This is a genomic window from Hydrogenophaga sp. H7 (genome assembly GCF_002025745.1).
In the GTDB taxonomy this organism is placed as follows: domain Bacteria; phylum Pseudomonadota; class Gammaproteobacteria; order Burkholderiales; family Burkholderiaceae_C; genus Hydrogenophaga; species Hydrogenophaga pseudoflava.
Map to the genome: position 1 here is coordinate 19,428 of NZ_MCIC01000001.1, position 12,642 is coordinate 32,069.

The window sequence follows — 12,642 nt, forward strand, 5'->3', positions numbered from 1 at the left end:
ACGAACATGGCTGCTGAAGGTATCGGTCCTACCCCTGGCGAGTACATCCGCCACCACCTGACCCATCTGACGAACCACAAGCAAGGGTTCATCGTTGACTTCTCGGTGATCAACATCGACTCCGTGGTTTTCAGTTCGGTGCTGGGCGCCTTTGTCTGCTTCATGCTGTGGCTGGCGGCGCGCAAGGCGCATGCGGGCGTGCCGGGGCGCTTTCAGGCCGCAGTGGAGATGCTGGTCGAGATGGTCGACAGCCAGGCCAAGGGTGTGATCCACAACGCCAACAGCCGCAAGCTGGTCGCCCCGCTGGCGCTGACTGTGTTCTGCTGGATCTTCATGATGAACTTCATGGACATGCTGCCGGTGGACTTGCTGCCCCGCCTGTGGACCGAGTACTACGCAGCGACCGGCCACGATCCTCATCACGCCTACCTTCGGGTAGTGCCGACCGCCGATCTGTCGACCACGCTGGGTCTGTCCGTCTCTGTGCTGCTGATGTGCCTGTTCTACAACATCAAGATCAAGGGCCTGGGTGGCTGGGCGCACGAGTTGGTGACGGCTCCCTTTGGTACTTCCAAAAATCCTGTTTGGGCACTGCTGCTGGGCGTGACCAACTTCCTGATGCAAATGATCGAGTTCGTGGCGAAGACGGTTTCGCACGGCATGCGGTTGTTTGGCAACATGTTCGCGGGTGAACTGGTGTTCATGCTGATTGCGCTGCTGGGTGGTTTCGCCGCCTTCTCGCTCTCGGGTGGACTTTTCTTCGTCGGACACTTGATCGCAGGCACGGTGTGGACCTTGTTCCACATTCTGGTCATCACCTTGCAGGCGTTCATTTTCATGATGCTGGCCCTGATTTATCTGGGTCAAGCGCATGACGCTCACTAAGTTGCGCGGTTTCACCTCGCTCTCTAGTTCTTTCGGTTCCTTCCTTTCTTTTCAACTCTCAATCTCTTAAGGAGTCATCATGGAAAACGTTCTGGGTCTGGTTGCTCTGGCTTGCGGTCTCATCGTCGGCCTGGGTGCCATTGGCGCCTCTATCGGTATCGCCCTGATGGGTGGCAAGTTCCTGGAATCCTCCGCTCGCCAACCCGAGCTGATGAACGACCTGCAGACCAAGATGTTCATTCTGGCCGGTCTGATCGACGCCGCCTTCCTGATCGGCGTGGCCATCGCTCTGCTGTTCGCCTTCGCCAACCCCTTCCAGCTGGCTGCTTAATGGGTCTTGCTGCCGTGCGCGGCGGCATGCGGTGGGGCGATGAACATCGTCCCCTCCTTCCGGATGTCGTCGGTGCCGCAGCAATTGCGTCTCCACTCCCGTTCACACACAGAAAGGCGTTGCGATGAACATCAATGCAACCCTCTTTGCGCAGGCCATCGTCTTTGCGATCCTGGTGTGGTTCACGATGAAGTTCGTGTGGCCCCCGATTGCCAAGGCTCTCGATGAGCGTGCGTTGAAGATTTCCGAAGGTCTGGCCGCTTCCGAGAAGGCCAAGTCCGAACTGGCCGTGGCCAACAAGCGTGTCGAGGCTGAGTTGAGCCAGTCCCGCAACGAGGCAGCCACCCGTCTGGCCGACGCCGAGCGCCGTGCACAGACTGTGATCGAGGAAGCCAAGGCCCGTGCGACGGAAGAGGCTGCCAAGATCGTCGCCGCCGCCCGTCAGGAAGCCGAGCAGCAGGTCGTCAAGGCCCGTGAAGCCCTGCGCGAGGAAGTCGCCGCGCTGGCCGTCAAGGGTGCCGAGCAGATTCTCAAGCGCGAAGTCAACGCCGGTGTTCACGCCGAGTTGCTGGGTCGCCTGAAGACCGAGCTCTGACCCCAGGCCCACGTTCCGATTGAACCCCGGCATACGAAGGTAGAACATGGCCGAAATCGCCACCATTGCCCGTCCCTACGCTGACGCCCTGTTCAAGGCCGCTGGCGCCGATGCTGCGGGCGTTGCCTCTTGGCTCGACGAGTTGGCTGCTGTTGCTGGTAACGAGCAGCTGCGCCAGTTCGCCGAAGCGCCTCAGTCTTCGCCGACCCAGGTGTTCGACGTCATCACCGGCGTGCTCAAGAACGCGCTGCCGGAGATGGGCCAGAACTTCCTGCGCACGGTGATCGAGAATGGTCGCGTCGCGGCGCTGCCTGAAATCGCTGCCCAGTTCCGCGTGCTCAAGAACGCCCAGCAGGGCCGCTTTGATGCCGTGGTCTACAGCGCCTTCGACATCGAACCGTCTGCTCTGGCCGAGTTGTCGGGTGTGCTGGAGAAGCGCTTCGGGCGCCAGCTCAACCTGCAAGTCCAATTGCAGCCCGAGCTCATCGGTGGCGTGCGTGTGGTGGTGGGTGACGAAGTGCTGGACACCTCCATCAAGGCCCGCCTGGAACAAATGAAAGTAGCGCTGACGGCTTGAAGCCGTCTGCCCCGCCGCTCGGACGCGACCTCATCCCAATTAACGAAAGAAGGAAAGAGTCATGCAGCTCAATCCCGCCGAAATTTCTGAACTGATCAAATCCCGCATCCAGGGTCTGGGCGCGTCCAGCGATGTGCGCAACCAGGGCACCGTGGTGTCCGTCACCGACGGTATCGTTCGCATCCACGGCCTGTCGGACGTGATGCAGGGCGAAATGCTGGAATTCCCGGCCAACAAGGACGGCGTACCTTCCTTCGGTCTGGCCCTGAACCTCGAGCGCGACTCCGTCGGCGCCGTGATTCTGGGTGAGTACGAGCACATCTCCGAAGGCGACACCGTCAAGTGCACGGGCCGCATTCTGGAAGTGCCGGTCGGTCCCGAGCTGGTGGGTCGCGTGGTCAACGCCCTGGGTCAGCCGATCGACGGCAAGGGCCCGATCAACGCCAAGATGACGGACGTGATCGAGAAGGTCGCTCCTGGCGTGATCGCCCGTAAGTCGGTGGACCAGCCGGTGCAGACCGGTCTGAAGTCGATCGACTCGATGGTGCCCGTCGGCCGTGGCCAGCGCGAGCTGATCATTGGCGACCGCCAGACCGGCAAGACCGCTGTGGCGATCGATGCGATCATCAACCAAAAAGGTCAGAACATGACCTGTGTGTACGTCGCCATCGGCCAGAAGGCGTCGTCCATCAAGAACGTGGTGCGCGCCCTGGAACAGGCCGGCGCCATGGAGTACACCATCGTGGTCGCCGCCTCGGCTTCCGAGTCCGCCGCCATGCAGTACCTGTCGGCCTACTCCGGCTGCACCATGGGCGAGTACTTCCGCGACCGCGGCCAGGACGCCCTGATCGTGTACGACGACCTGTCCAAGCAGGCCGTGGCCTATCGCCAGGTCTCGCTGCTGCTGCGCCGTCCGCCGGGCCGCGAAGCCTACCCCGGCGACGTGTTCTACCTGCACAGCCGCCTGCTGGAGCGCGCCGCCCGCGTGAACGCCGACTACGTCGAAGCTTTCACCAAGGGTGAAGTCAAGGGCAAGACGGGTTCGCTGACCGCACTGCCGATCATCGAAACGCAGGCCGGCGACGTGTCCGCTTTCGTGCCGACCAACGTGATCTCGATCACCGACGGCCAGATCTTCCTGGAAACCAACCTGTTCAACGCCGGTATCCGTCCCGCCATCAACGCCGGTATCTCGGTGTCGCGCGTCGGTGGTGCAGCCCAGACCAAGCTGATCAAGTCGCTGTCCGGCGGTATCCGTACCGACCTGGCCCAGTACCGCGAGCTGGCTGCGTTTGCGCAGTTCGCTTCCGACCTGGACGAAGCCACCCGCAAGCAGCTGGACCGCGGCGCCCGCGTGACCGAACTGCTCAAGCAGGCCCAGTACAGCCCGCTGCCCATCAGCCTGATGGCCGCTTCGCTGTTCGCGGTGAACAAGGGCTTCATGGACGACATCGATGTCAAGAAGGTGCTGGCCTTCGAAGGCGGTCTGCACGCTTTCCTGAAAGACAAGCACGCTGCGCTGGTGGCCAAGCTCGACAACGACAAGGCCATGGACAAGGACGCTGAAGCCCAGCTGCTCGCCGCCATCGCCGATTTCAAGAAGACCGGTACCTACTGAACCGTCCATTGACGAGCTAAGGAGCAGCAATGGCAGCAGGCAAGGAAATTCGCGGCAAGATCAAATCGGTGGAAAACACCAAGAAGATCACCAAAGCCATGGAAATGGTGGCCGCTTCCAAGATGCGCAAGGCGCAGGACCGCATGCGTGCGGCCCGGCCTTACGCCGAAAAGGTGCGCCAGATCGCTGGCAACCTGAGCAAGGCCAACCCCGAGTACACGCACCCCTTCATGGAGACCAACGACGCCAAGACCGCCGGTTTTGTCGTCGTGACCACCGACAAGGGCCTGTGCGGTGGCATGAACACCAACGTGCTTCGCGCGCTGACCAACCAGCTCAAGGACTTCCAGGGTCGGGGCGTTGGCGCGGAAGCCGTGGCCATCGGCAACAAGGGCCTGGGTTTCCTCAACCGCATCGGTGCGAAAGTGGTCTCCAGCGCCGTCGGCCTGGGCGATACCCCCCACCTGGACAAGCTGATCGGCCCGGTGAAGGTGCTGCTGGACGCGTACACCGAAGGTCGCATCAACTCGGTTCACGTGTGCTACACCCGCTTCATCAACACGATGAAGCAGGAAGCCGTGATCGAGCAGCTGCTGCCTCTGTCGGCCGCTGACCTGCAGGAAGGCAACAAGGGTCGTGACTGGGACTACGTCTACGAACCCGACGCGGCCACCGTCATCGACGAGCTGCTGTTGCGCTACATCGAAGCCCAAGTCTACCAGGCTGTGGCGGAAAACATGGCGTCCGAGCAGTCGGCCCGCATGGTGGCCATGAAGGCTGCCACTGACAACGCCGGTAACGTCATCAGCGAACTCAAGCTGGTCTACAACAAGACCCGCCAGGCCGGCATCACGAAAGAGCTGTCGGAAATCGTGGCCGGCGCTGCGGCGGTCTGACCCCGGCGCTCAACTGAAATCTAGAGAAACTCAAAGGTACACATCATGTCTCAAGCACAAGGCAAGATTGTTCAGTGCATCGGCGCCGTCGTGGACGTGGAATTCCCCCGCGACCAGATGCCGCGCGTTTACGACGCCCTGAAGATGGAAGGTTCCGCACTGACGCTGGAAGTCCAGCAGCAGCTCGGTGACGGCGTGGTCCGCACGATTGCACTGGGTTCGTCCGACGGCCTGCGCCGCGGCATGGTGGTCACCAACACCAACGCCAACATCACCGTGCCGGTGGGCAAGGCCACCCTGGGCCGCATCATGGACGTGCTGGGCCAGCCCATCGACGAGCGTGGCCCGGTCGACCAGAGCCTGACCGCCCCCATCCACCGCAAGGCCCCGGCCTACGACGAACTGTCCCCCTCGCAAGAGCTGCTGGAAACCGGCATCAAGGTGATCGACTTGGTCTGCCCGTTCGCCAAGGGTGGCAAGGTGGGTCTGTTCGGTGGTGCCGGTGTGGGCAAGACCGTGAACATGATGGAGCTCATCAACAACATCGCCAAGGCGCACAGCGGTCTGTCCGTGTTCGCTGGCGTGGGTGAGCGCACCCGTGAGGGCAACGACTTCTATCACGAGATGGCCGACTCCGGCGTCGTGAACCTCGAGAACCTGGCTGAATCGAAAGTGGCCATGGTCTACGGCCAGATGAACGAGCCCCCGGGCAACCGTCTGCGCGTGGCCCTGACCGGTCTGACCATCGCCGAGTCCTTCCGTGACGAAGGCCGTGACGTGCTGTTCTTCGTGGACAACATCTACCGCTACACCCTGGCCGGTACCGAAGTGTCCGCCCTGCTGGGTCGCATGCCGTCCGCCGTGGGCTACCAGCCGACGCTGGCCGAAGAAATGGGCCGCCTGCAAGAGCGGATCACTTCCACCAAGGTCGGCTCGATCACCTCCATCCAGGCCGTGTACGTGCCGGCCGATGACTTGACCGACCCGTCGCCCGCCACGACCTTCGCCCACCTGGATTCCACTGTGGTGCTGTCCCGTGACATCGCTGCGCTGGGTATCTACCCCGCCGTGGACCCGCTGGACTCCACCAGCCGTCAGCTGGACCCGCTGGTCGTGGGTCAGGACCACTATGAAACCGCCCGCGCCGTGCAGGGCACGCTGCAGCGCTACAAGGAACTGCGCGACATCATCGCCATTCTGGGCATGGACGAACTGGCGCCGGAAGACAAGCTGGCCGTGGCCCGCGCCCGCAAGATCCAGCGTTTCCTGTCGCAGCCGTTCCACGTCGCTGAGGTGTTCACCGGCTCGCCCGGCAAGTACGTGCCGCTGTCCGAAACCATCCGCGGCTTCAAGATGATCACCGCCGGTGAGTGCGACCACCTGCCCGAGCAGGCCTTCTACATGGTCGGCACCATCGACGAGGCCTTCGAGAAGGCGAAGAAGGTCGCCTGATGGAGCAGGGCGCCGTTCGCCGGCGCCCGTCCACCGAGCCACCTTTTCCCTTTTCACAGGAGTCAATATGAGCACCATCCACGTCGATGTGGTCAGCGCCGAAGAGTCCATCTTCTCCGGCGAGGCCAAGTTCGTGGCCCTGCCGGGTGAGGCGGGTGAACTGGGCATCCTGCCCGGCCACATTCCGCTGATCACGCGCATCAAGCCCGGTGCCGTGCGCATCGAAAAAGCCGACGGCGGCGAAGAGTTCGTGTTCGTGGCCGGCGGCATTCTGGAAGTTCAGCCCAACTGCGTGACCGTGCTGTCGGACACCGCCATCCGCGGCCACGACCTGGACGAGGCCAAGGCGAGCGAGGCCCGCAAGGCCGCCGAAGAGGCTGTCAAGAACGCCAAGAGCGACATTGATCTGGCCAAAGCCACCTCGGAGCTGGCGGTCATGGCGGCGCAGATCGCGGCGCTGCGCAAGTACCGTCAGAAAAAGTGATCTGCCCCGCGGACGCCTCATGAAGAAAACCGGCATCAGCCGGTTTTTTTTTGCCGCCCTGTGGCCTGTCGGGGATGCTGGTGAAATCATCTCCACTCTGACCTCCGGACACCCATGCCCATGCCCTCGATTTCCGAACGACCGGACCTGCCGCCTCAAGAGGTGGCCGCCCGCCTGCTCGTCACGCCTTCGGCCCTGGATGACCTGAAGCTGGCCGATGCAAAGCGGGTGGTGGGTTACATGAAACCGCAGCTGATTTCCGCGGGTACGGTCTTCATCCACGAGGGGGAGCTGCGCGGCAACGACTACATGATGCTGATCCTGGAAGGCGATATTTCGGTCGAGAGCGAGATGCCCGGCGCCGATGGCAGCATGGTGGTCAACGTGATCGGTCCGGGGCATCTGATCGGTGAAATGGGGGTGCTGGACGGCTCGCCGCGGTCGGCCACCTGCGCAGCCATCACCGATGTGGCGGCCGCCGTGCTGTCCCGGGCTGCATTGCGGCGCCTGCTCAAGGCCGACCCGGCGGTCGGGGCCCGCCTCTTGCTCGCGATCTCCAAACGCATGGCCGACCGCCTGCGCGAGACCACGCGCAAGCTGCGCACCTTCGCTCAGATGAACAAGGCCCTGCAGCAGGAGCTGCAGGTGGTGATGAACAGCCGCACCGGCCGCGGCGGCCGCAGTTCCGGGGAAGGCTGAGTCTCAGGCCCGAACCACCAGATCGGGCAGTTCGTTGGGGTTGGGCCCGCCGGCCTGGGCCGGAAAAAACTCCACCAGCAGCGCGGACACTTCCTCCAGGGCCTGGGTCAGGCCGTCTTCGAAGGCCCCCTGGTGCAGCCGACCGGCCAGCCGGTCCACCATGGCCTGCCAGCGCACCTGGTCGACCCGTGCACTCAGACCGCGGTCGGCCACCAGTTCGATCGACCGTTCGGCCAGCAGCAGGTAGATCAGCACGCCGTTGTTGTCCTGCGTGTCCCAGACGCCCAGCCGGCCGAACCAGCTCACGGCCCGTTCCCGCGCCAGCACGCGGACGGAGGTCTCGTTCCCGAGCCGCCAGAGGTAGGACAGCGGCAGGGCGGCCTCGACGCACAGGCGGATCTCGCCACTGTGGCGCGCCTCGCTGGCGGTGATGCGTCGGGACAGCCGATGCGCCATGTCGTCGGGAATCAGTCGGCGCGAATCGCGGCTGTCCAGCCAGCGGTGCCGGAGGATCCGAAACAGCTTGTTCATGGGTGTCACCAGCTTCCGGAGGCGCCGCCGCCGCCGAAGTTGCCACCACCGCCCGAGCTGAAGCCACCGCCGCCGCTCCATCCGCCACCACTGCCACCACCGAAACCGCCGCCGCCCCAGTCGCCGCCGCGGCGCCCGCGCCCGGACGATGGCATCGACGGAAGCATCTGGAGGAACAGCGCGGCGATCATGGCGAGCAGGCCGGCGCCCACAGCGATCCAGACCACCGCGGTGAGCACCCAGGCGATCGCGCCCGCACTCGCGCCGGTCAGCAGGGTGCCCAGCTTGTTGCCGAACAGGCTGCGCAGCACAGCCGAGAACATCGGCACTGCAAAGACCAGGAAAATCAGCAGGTCCATGGGCGCGAAGCCCGCCTCTTCAGCGCCACCCCCGGCCTCGGGCAGGGGCAGGTTCTCGCCGGACACGCGGGCCATGATCTGGTCGATGCCGGCTTCGATGCCGCCCGCGAAGTCGTTGCGGCGGAAGGCCGGCGTGACCGCCTGGTCGATGATGCGGCGGGCCACCAGGTCGGGAATCGCCCCCTCCAGCGTCTTGCTGGTGGCGATGCGCACCCGCCGGTCGTTCTTGGCCACCACGAACAGTACGCCGCCGCCCACGTCCTGTCGCCCGAGCTTCCAGGCATCGCCCAGCCGCTGGGTGTAGTCGGCGATGTCTTCGGGCTGCGTGGTGGGCACCAGCACCACCACGATCTGGGTGCCGCGCTGGGTCTCGAAAGTGGCCAGCCGGGACTCAAGCGCGGTCTGCTGGGCGGGGTCCAGCGTACCGGTCTGGTCGATCACGCGGCTGCGCAGCTCCGGCACGGGCAGCACGGCCTGTGCCCAGGCCAGCGCCACCCACACCAACCAGAGCATGCCCACGCCGAGCGCGCGGACCCGGCGCGGCGTCATGGCTTACTGAAATCCACCTTGGGCGGCGCGCTGATGGCGGCCTCGTTCTCGACCTGGAAGCCCTCCTTGGTCTTGTAGCCAAAGACCATGGCGGTGAGGTTGGTCGGGAAGCTGCGCGTCAGCACGTTGTAGGACTGGACCGCTTCGATGTAGCGGTTGCGGGCCACGGTGATGCGGTTCTCCGTGCCTTCGAGCTGCACGCGCAGGTCGGAGAAGCCCTGGTTGGCCTTGAGGTTGGGGTACTGCTCGACCACTACCATCAGACGGCTGAGTGCGCTGCCCAGCTCGCCCTGCGCGGCCTGGAACTTCGCCATGGCCTCGGGGTCGCTGAGCATCTCGGGCGTGACCTGGATCGACGTGGCCTTGGCGCGCGCCTCGACCACCTTGGACAGTGTTTCCTGCTCGAAGTTCGCTTCGCCCTTGACGGTGGCGACGATGTTGGGAATGAGATCGGCGCGGCGCTGGTACTGGTTGAGCACCTCGGCCCAGGCCGACTTGCTCTGTTCGTCCAGGCTCTGGAATTCGTTGTAGCCACAGCCAGACAGTGCGAGGGTGCCGGCGAGCACGAGGGAGGCGAGGGACAGACGGCGCTTCATGGTCACTCCTGCGGGGCAAAGACCTATCATAGTGCCCGCATTTGAGTCTCTGACCACGTCCCTGCACCCTCCATGCCCCGCCCCAAGTTCTCCCCCGGCACCGCGGACGACACCGAAGCCGCTTTCTACGAGGCCCTGCACCAGGGCGACTTGGAGCGCCTGATGGCCTGCTGGGCCGATGAAGAGGACATCGTCTGCGTGCACCCGGGCGGACAGCGCCTGGTCGGCCACTCTGCCGTCCGGGCCGCGTTCGAGGCCCTGCTGGCCAATGGCGGCGTGCGCGTGCAACCCGAGCGGGCGCGCCGCATCGACGCCGGTGGCTGCAGCGTGCACAGCGTGATCGAACGCATCGAGGTGATGAGCGACGACGGACCGGCCCACGCCTGGGTGCTGGCCACCAACGTGTATGCCAAGACCGTGCACGGCTGGCGCATGGTGGCCCACCACGCGAGCCCGGGCAGCCGCAACGAGCCGGCGGATGCGCTGAGCACGCCGCCGGTGCTGCACTGAACATGGCGGCCCCAGCTTTCGACTACACGGCTCCCTGGTGGCTGCCGGGTGGCAACGCCCAGACCCTGTGGGCAGCGCTGTTTGCGCGGCGCCATGCGGGTGCCGCCCCGCAATGGCGGCGGGAACGCTGGCAGACCCCCGACGGAGACTTCGTCGACGTGGACACCACCACCCACGCGGCGTCGCCGGATGCGCCTCTGCTGGTGCTGTTCCACGGGCTGGAGGGCTCCTCGGCCAGCCAGTACGCGGTGGCCTTTGCCGACTTCGCAGCCCGCGAAGGCCTGGTGCTGGCCGTGCCGCACTTCCGGGGCTGCTCGGGCGAGCTGAACCTGGCACCGCGCGCCTACCACTCGGGCGATTTCCAGGAAATCGACTGGATGCTCCGCCGCTTCGCCACCACACACCCGGGGCGCCCGCTGCTGGCGGCCGGGGTGTCCCTGGGGGGCAACGCTCTGCTGCGCTGGGCCGGCGAGATGGGCACCGAGGCCGGGCGCACGGTGCGGGCGGTGGCCGCCGTCTGTTCGCCGCTGGATCTGGCCGCGGGCGGTCACGCCATCGGGCGCGGCTTCAACCGGCTGGTCTACACCCGCATGTTCCTCTCCACCATGGTGCCCAAGGCGCTGAAGAAGCTGGAGCAGCACCCGGGCCTGTTCGACCGCGAGGCGCTGCTGGCCGCGAACGACCTCTACCAGTTCGACAACCTCTTCACTGCGCCGCTGCACGGCTTTCGCGACACCGACGACTACTGGGCCCGCGCGTCGGCCAAGCCGGTGCTCAGCGACATCCGCGTGCCGGCGCTGGCGCTCAATGCGCTCAATGACCCCTTTGTACCCGCCGACTCTCTGCCCACACCGCGCCAGGCCGGTCCCCAGGTCACGCTCTGGCAGCCGGCGCAGGGCGGGCACGTGGGATTTCCCGTGTCCCTGCCGCCCCTGGGCCTGCCCGGCCACGTGATGGCCATGCCGGCGGCGGTCGGTCACTGGCTGCTGGCCCACCGCTGAGGACACCCCGTGGACGACATCGTCAAGGCCGCGCTCGCCAAATGGCCCAACGTGCCCGACTGCCATGGCTGGCTGGGGCTGGACGCGCGTGGTGACTGGTACATGCGCGACGACCGCTGCCAGCGCTCCGGCCCCTTCGCCGCTGAACCAAGCGAAGGCGTGGCGCCGGTCAAGGGCTCGCGCCTGCTGCACGACAAGCTGATCGCCTTCATCGGCCGCAACTACATGCCCGACGAACAGGGCCGGTGGTTTTTCCAGAACGGACCGCAGCGGGTCTATGTGGAACTCGAAGCCACACCCTGGATCTGGCGCCTGCAGCCCGACGGCTCGGTGCTGGCCCACACCGGTGCGCCGGCCGGCGCCGTGGAGCGCGCCCTGCTGGACGAGGCCGGGCGCCTGTACCTCGTGACCGCTTTGGGCCTGGGGCTGGTGCACACCAGCGACATGGCGCAGGCGGCCGACCAGGTGGAGCAGGGCGCCTGGCAGCCCGAGCCGGTGGCGGCGGACAGCCTGCCGCAGCGCTGGGCGTTCGTGCGGAGCCCTCAGCGCGCCCTGGGGCCGGGCCCCTGGGCCTGAGCCCGGCGCGGGCAACAAAAAAAGCCGGTCAAGTGACCGGCTTTTTAGTGGGGCGCTGCGCCTTACTTGACAGCGGTCAGCATGTACTCGACGGCGGCCTTGATGTCGGCGTCGGAGGCGGTGGAACCGCCCTTGGGCGGCATGGCGTTCTTGCCCTTGATGGCGCTGGCGGTCAGGCCGTCCAGACCCAGGCCGACGCGCGCCGACCAGGCGGCCTTGTCGCCGAACTTGGGCGCACCGGCCACACCGGCGGCGTGGCAGACCGAGCAAGCCTGCTTGTACAGAGCCTCACCAGCGCCGGCGACGGGCACGGCCGCAGCAGCGGGCGCGGCGGCCACCGGGGCGGCAGCGGGCGCAGCCGTGGGAGCGGCTTCAGCGGCCGGAGCAGCCGCGGCGTCGGCTGCTGCCGGGGCCTGCGGCTCGGCGAACTTGCCGCCGGCGGCATTCGCCAGGTGGACCACGGCGCGACCGATCTCGACGTCGCTGAACGCGCCACCACCCTGGGCCCCCATGGCGTTCTTGCCCTTGAGGGCCGAGTTCAGCAGGGCCTCATAACCGGTGGCGATGCGGGGGGCCCAGGCGGCGGCGTCGCCGAACTTGGGAGCACCGGCGGCGCCGGTGGCATGGCAGGCCGAGCACTGGGCGGTGTAGACCGCTTCGCCAGTGGCCAGCGGACGGTTGGCGTCGCGCAGCTCGACCGAGCCGATCTTCTGGATGCGCATGGCCGTGGCCAGCTCGGGGTCGACCGCGCCGGCGGCCGGCTTGGTGTCCGAGGTGACGTAGTACACCAGGCCGATGATGACGAAAACGGGTGCCACGAAGAAAAAGAACGACGTCCAGAGCAACTGGGCGGGGGTTTTGATCGGGCCGGTGTGGGAGTCGTGCGCGTGGTCGCTCATGGGTTCCTCGGATGGCGAGTCGGTCTGTTGGGGGTGGGGCCCCTGCACAGGGCAAATAGCCGCGAATTATAGCCAGCCGACCCT

The 12,642-nt window shown here is 65.8% G+C and carries 16 protein-coding genes; 12 read left to right on the forward strand and 4 right to left on the reverse strand.

The annotated features are described in order from the left end of the window. The first annotated feature begins 6 nt into the window (after positions 1 to 6). The 9 genes from atpB to BC358_RS00200 all read left to right on the forward strand — a co-directional run bounded on the left by atpB (position 7) and on the right by BC358_RS00200 (position 7,537). Positions 7 to 885, forward strand: coding sequence for a F0F1 ATP synthase subunit A (gene atpB, locus BC358_RS00160; protein ID WP_066157634.1), 879 nt, complete (start codon positions 7 to 9; stop codon positions 883 to 885). A 79-nt stretch (positions 886 to 964) separates the two neighbouring features. Beyond that, positions 965 to 1,216, forward strand: coding sequence for a F0F1 ATP synthase subunit C (atpE, locus tag BC358_RS00165; RefSeq protein WP_066157632.1), 252 nt, complete (start codon positions 965 to 967; stop codon positions 1,214 to 1,216). A gap of 124 nt (positions 1,217 to 1,340) precedes the next feature. Further along, complete coding sequence (locus BC358_RS00170) at positions 1,341 to 1,811, forward strand: F0F1 ATP synthase subunit B (RefSeq protein WP_066157630.1); 471 nt, start codon at positions 1,341 to 1,343, stop codon at positions 1,809 to 1,811. A gap of 46 nt (positions 1,812 to 1,857) precedes the next feature. Continuing rightward, a complete protein-coding gene (locus BC358_RS00175) occupies positions 1,858 to 2,388 on the forward strand; it encodes a F0F1 ATP synthase subunit delta (protein WP_066157626.1) in 531 nt (176 codons plus the stop codon). A gap of 61 nt (positions 2,389 to 2,449) precedes the next feature. Next, entirely contained in the window at positions 2,450 to 4,006 is a 1,557-nt protein-coding gene (gene atpA / locus BC358_RS00180) for a F0F1 ATP synthase subunit alpha (RefSeq protein WP_066157623.1), read from the forward strand. 29 nt (positions 4,007 to 4,035) lie between these two features. Next, positions 4,036 to 4,902 (forward strand): F0F1 ATP synthase subunit gamma, encoded by an 867-nt coding sequence (gene atpG / locus BC358_RS00185; protein ID WP_066157621.1) that lies wholly within the window; start codon positions 4,036 to 4,038, stop codon positions 4,900 to 4,902. Between the two features lie 45 nt (positions 4,903 to 4,947). Further along, complete coding sequence (gene atpD, locus BC358_RS00190) at positions 4,948 to 6,354, forward strand: F0F1 ATP synthase subunit beta (RefSeq protein WP_066157619.1); 1,407 nt, start codon at positions 4,948 to 4,950, stop codon at positions 6,352 to 6,354. Between the two features lie 67 nt (positions 6,355 to 6,421). Next, positions 6,422 to 6,838: a F0F1 ATP synthase subunit epsilon gene (locus tag BC358_RS00195; protein WP_066157615.1), complete on the forward strand. Its 417-nt coding sequence runs from the start codon at positions 6,422 to 6,424 to the stop codon at positions 6,836 to 6,838. Between the two features lie 120 nt (positions 6,839 to 6,958). Next, positions 6,959 to 7,537, forward strand: a complete 579-nt coding sequence (locus BC358_RS00200; RefSeq protein ID WP_079364725.1) for a Crp/Fnr family transcriptional regulator — start codon at positions 6,959 to 6,961, stop codon at positions 7,535 to 7,537. Positions 7,538 to 7,540: 3 nt separating this feature from the next. Here the strand turns inward: BC358_RS00200 and BC358_RS00205 are convergent, their stop codons facing one another. Genes BC358_RS00205 through BC358_RS00215 form a run of 3 tightly spaced genes read right to left on the reverse strand, consistent with a single transcriptional unit; the run spans position 7,541 to position 9,572 of the window. Then, entirely contained in the window at positions 7,541 to 8,068 is a 528-nt protein-coding gene (locus tag BC358_RS00205; protein ID WP_079364219.1) for a TPM domain-containing protein, read from the reverse strand. A gap of 5 nt (positions 8,069 to 8,073) precedes the next feature. Continuing rightward, entirely contained in the window at positions 8,074 to 8,976 is a 903-nt protein-coding gene (locus BC358_RS00210) for a YgcG family protein (protein ID WP_079364220.1), read from the reverse strand. After that, the gene (locus BC358_RS00215) at positions 8,973 to 9,572 is read right to left on the reverse strand and encodes a LemA family protein (RefSeq protein ID WP_079364221.1); all 600 of its coding nucleotides are present in this window, start codon (positions 9,570 to 9,572) and stop codon (positions 8,973 to 8,975) included. Before BC358_RS00215 ends, BC358_RS00210 begins: the two co-directional genes overlap by 4 nt. A 72-nt stretch (positions 9,573 to 9,644) precedes the next feature. On the opposite strand from BC358_RS00215, the gene BC358_RS00220 reads away from it, so the two are divergent. From BC358_RS00220 to BC358_RS00230, 3 genes are read left to right on the forward strand one after another with little or no spacing between them, the layout of a single operon-like run. After that, positions 9,645 to 10,082, forward strand: a complete 438-nt coding sequence (locus BC358_RS00220) for a nuclear transport factor 2 family protein (RefSeq protein ID WP_066157599.1) — start codon at positions 9,645 to 9,647, stop codon at positions 10,080 to 10,082. Positions 10,083 to 10,084: 2 nt separating this feature from the next. Then, a complete protein-coding gene (locus BC358_RS00225) occupies positions 10,085 to 11,083 on the forward strand; it encodes a YheT family hydrolase (RefSeq protein WP_079364222.1) in 999 nt (332 codons plus the stop codon). Positions 11,084 to 11,092: 9 nt separating this feature from the next. After that, positions 11,093 to 11,659: a DUF2946 family protein gene (locus BC358_RS00230; protein ID WP_079364223.1), complete on the forward strand. Its 567-nt coding sequence runs from the start codon at positions 11,093 to 11,095 to the stop codon at positions 11,657 to 11,659. Between the two features lie 62 nt (positions 11,660 to 11,721). On the opposite strand, the gene BC358_RS00235 is transcribed toward BC358_RS00230, so the two are convergent. Further along, complete coding sequence (locus tag BC358_RS00235; RefSeq protein ID WP_079364224.1) at positions 11,722 to 12,558, reverse strand: cytochrome c5 family protein; 837 nt, start codon at positions 12,556 to 12,558, stop codon at positions 11,722 to 11,724. Positions 12,559 to 12,642: the final 84 nt, after the last annotated feature.

Coding starts and splice junctions, on each gene's coding strand:
- atpA (WP_066157623.1), top strand. CDS start 2,450: ATGCAGCTCAATCCCGCCGAAATTTCTGAACTGATCAAATCCCGCATC.
- BC358_RS00175 (WP_066157626.1), top strand. CDS start 1,858: ATGGCCGAAATCGCCACCATTGCCCGTCCCTACGCTGACGCCCTGTTC.
- BC358_RS00200 (WP_079364725.1), top strand. CDS start 6,959: ATGCCCTCGATTTCCGAACGACCGGACCTGCCGCCTCAAGAGGTGGCC.
- atpD (WP_066157619.1), top strand. CDS start 4,948: ATGTCTCAAGCACAAGGCAAGATTGTTCAGTGCATCGGCGCCGTCGTG.
- BC358_RS00170 (WP_066157630.1), top strand. CDS start 1,341: ATGAACATCAATGCAACCCTCTTTGCGCAGGCCATCGTCTTTGCGATC.
- BC358_RS00195 (WP_066157615.1), top strand. CDS start 6,422: ATGAGCACCATCCACGTCGATGTGGTCAGCGCCGAAGAGTCCATCTTC.
- atpE (WP_066157632.1), top strand. CDS start 965: ATGGAAAACGTTCTGGGTCTGGTTGCTCTGGCTTGCGGTCTCATCGTC.
- BC358_RS00210 (WP_079364220.1), bottom strand. CDS start 8,976: ATGACGCCGCGCCGGGTCCGCGCGCTCGGCGTGGGCATGCTCTGGTTG.
- atpG (WP_066157621.1), top strand. CDS start 4,036: ATGGCAGCAGGCAAGGAAATTCGCGGCAAGATCAAATCGGTGGAAAAC.
- BC358_RS00220 (WP_066157599.1), top strand. CDS start 9,645: ATGCCCCGCCCCAAGTTCTCCCCCGGCACCGCGGACGACACCGAAGCC.
- atpB (WP_066157634.1), top strand. CDS start 7: ATGGCTGCTGAAGGTATCGGTCCTACCCCTGGCGAGTACATCCGCCAC.
- BC358_RS00215 (WP_079364221.1), bottom strand. CDS start 9,572: ATGAAGCGCCGTCTGTCCCTCGCCTCCCTCGTGCTCGCCGGCACCCTC.
- BC358_RS00235 (WP_079364224.1), bottom strand. CDS start 12,558: ATGAGCGACCACGCGCACGACTCCCACACCGGCCCGATCAAAACCCCC.
- BC358_RS00205 (WP_079364219.1), bottom strand. CDS start 8,068: ATGAACAAGCTGTTTCGGATCCTCCGGCACCGCTGGCTGGACAGCCGC.
- BC358_RS00225 (WP_079364222.1), top strand. CDS start 10,085: ATGGCGGCCCCAGCTTTCGACTACACGGCTCCCTGGTGGCTGCCGGGT.